Consider the following 2,377-nt stretch of genomic DNA (forward strand, 5'->3'; position numbering starts at 1 on the left):
TATATATAGTAATGGAATAGCTGGCAATGGATTTTTGAATAATAAAGCAATTATGGTATAAACACTCACGATCATTAATAAATTTGGCAAAACATACTTAATTGCTGCTAAATATAAATCAATCGCATTCACTGGGAATCCAGCTCTTACACCATGAATAACGCACAATACATCAAAAAACGTAGTAATAGAACAAAGTATCAACACCATGAAAAGGAAACCACCCAATACTTTTCCAATTACATAGGATTTTGCTGATATCGGTTTCGTGTGCAATAACTCATAAATATCTTTTTTCGTATCCCTAACGTATAAAAATGCCAATAAAATAATTGTAAAGAAACAAAGATACAATCCTGTAAAATCCGCAAATTTTCTAGAAAAATAATAAGAATAGGATTTATCCTCCAACTTACTACTGATATATTCGTTCACCTCTTCTTTTGTTCCCTTATATTTTTTTACCTTCTCATAAACATAATTGGCACCATTGAACTTATATTTTTCCAGATAATCCGTCATTTCTGTAACATTCATGTCTTTCTGTCGGATATTTTCAACAATCTGTTTTGCATCCGCTTCGGAATATCCTAGGATTTGAACCAATTCCTTTTGTATTTCTTTGATTACTAGTTCTCTCTGCTGTTCTTTCGTAGCAGGAAGATACCCATCCATAATATCTGCATCATCAATATTTTCTACTTCAATATCATCCAATGCTTGAATTTCTTCTGTAGACTTAAAATAATGGATTTGAAGATACGGTCCCAAATCTTTGTAGATACTTATCATCACTATTACAAGACCAATCCAAAAAACAGGATTTTTTAAATAATTTAGTAATTCTCTTTTTATAATTGCTTTCATAAGTTGCCCCTTTCTTTGCTTTATATATAAAGAATAAAGGATGAAAAACAACAAAAAAACAACCAGCTTAAACTGATTGCTCTTTTTCATTTTCAATATGAAAGTATGCAATGGCTACTGCTCCACCTTCTTTCGAATTTTCTAACAATAGCTTTCCTCCATGTTTCTCGCAATAAATCCCACATATATATAAGCCAAGACCAAAATGTGTCAGGTTATCCTGTGAATTTCCATGAAAATATGGCTTAGTTAAAATATGCTGTTCCTCTGTAAATCCTGCACCATCATCAGATACTGTAACAATCAAATCACAGTCCTTGACATCAAATTTCACATTGATTATATTCCTTGTATAACGCAGTGCATTTCCAATTAAATTCTCCAACACTTCTATTACAATATCTGAATCAAACTGTGCTGATTCTACTGTAGTACTCAATAAGAAGCAGCATTGTACGTCGTTCTTTCTGTTAATCAATTTTATGTTTTCCTCTAACTGATGCACAAACTCTTTTAGTTCTATATTACGTACTTCCATGTTCCTTTCTTCTAACTTGGACAATTGATGCATTGTATTTATAAATGATTCCATTCTGCCAGTCTGCTGTATTTCGGCCTGAATCATTTCTAGTAATTTTTCTTTTTCAACCGAATTCTCTGATGCCATTTCTAACAGCATTTCCTGATACCCCTTGATAATCGTAAGAGGTGCTCTGATGTCATGTGAGATTGCTGCACGCAACGCCTTTTCCTGTTCCATCATTTTCCACATCTGCTTATTGTTATCTCCCAGCTGCTTTCTCATTTTTTCAAATTCCATACACAGCTGTCCCATTTCATCCTCATTCTCATATAATACCATAAAATCCAGATCATTTTCCGAAATTAGCTTCGATGATTGCTTTAATTCGGCTAACGGTGTTTTTATCTTATTCCTATAAAATAGGGAGACCGTAATTACCGTTCCAAGAAATGTTATAATCAAAATTCCCCATGTTTCCAAGAAATCACAAAATTCTGATATATTCCAGTCCATGCTGCTCATTTTATATCTAACAGGTCTGGCTATCTTGATGTCATAATCTTCAGCTCTACTCTGTTGTAAATTTGAATAATCTTCCATATCTGCATAAGATATCCATATATTTTCTTGAATACTCATAACGACCTGATTTATCATTGCTCTCAAAAAGAAGCAGCAGAAAAGATTCACAAACATATATAGAATAATTGTTTTTCTGATTGATAGATTTCTTATTTTCTCCATCTATATCCAATCCCCCAAGCTGTTTCAATACATTCTTGATCTGTGTAAACAGCTATTTTTCTTCTGATTCTTCTCACCAACTCTGTAATACCTCTACTATCACCAGTCGCATCATAACCATAGATTTTCTCATAGATCCGTTCTTTATCAAACACCTGGCCTGCATTGGTTGAAAGGAATTCTATAATATCATACTCTGCCTTTGTAAATCCTATTGTTACACCTTTAATTTGATTTATTTTG

The 2,377-nt window shown here is 32.8% G+C and carries 3 protein-coding genes; all 3 read right to left on the bottom strand.

The window, feature by feature from the left end; genetic code table 11:
* A partial coding sequence (locus tag ACW2QF_RS19535) for an ABC transporter permease (protein WP_455717688.1) occupies positions 1–867 on the bottom strand: 867 nt, incomplete at its 3' end.
* A 67-nt stretch (positions 868–934) separates the two neighbouring features.
* Positions 935–2,134 carry a HAMP domain-containing sensor histidine kinase gene (locus tag ACW2QF_RS19540; protein ID WP_455717689.1) on the bottom strand — a complete coding sequence of 400 codons (1,200 nt, stop codon included), beginning with the start codon at positions 2,132–2,134 and terminating at the stop codon, positions 935–937.
* On the bottom strand, positions 2,122–2,377 hold a 256-nt coding region (locus tag ACW2QF_RS19545; RefSeq protein ID WP_455717690.1), incomplete at its 5' end, for a winged helix-turn-helix domain-containing protein. The genes ACW2QF_RS19540 and ACW2QF_RS19545, both read right to left, overlap by 13 nt.

The organism is Anaerosporobacter sp. (genome assembly GCF_965301125.1).

Bases quoted from the DNA above. Each gene is read 5' to 3' on its own strand.
- ACW2QF_RS19540 (WP_455717689.1), bottom strand. From the start codon at position 2,134: ATGGAGAAAATAAGAAATCTATCAATCAGAAAAACAATTATTCTATAT.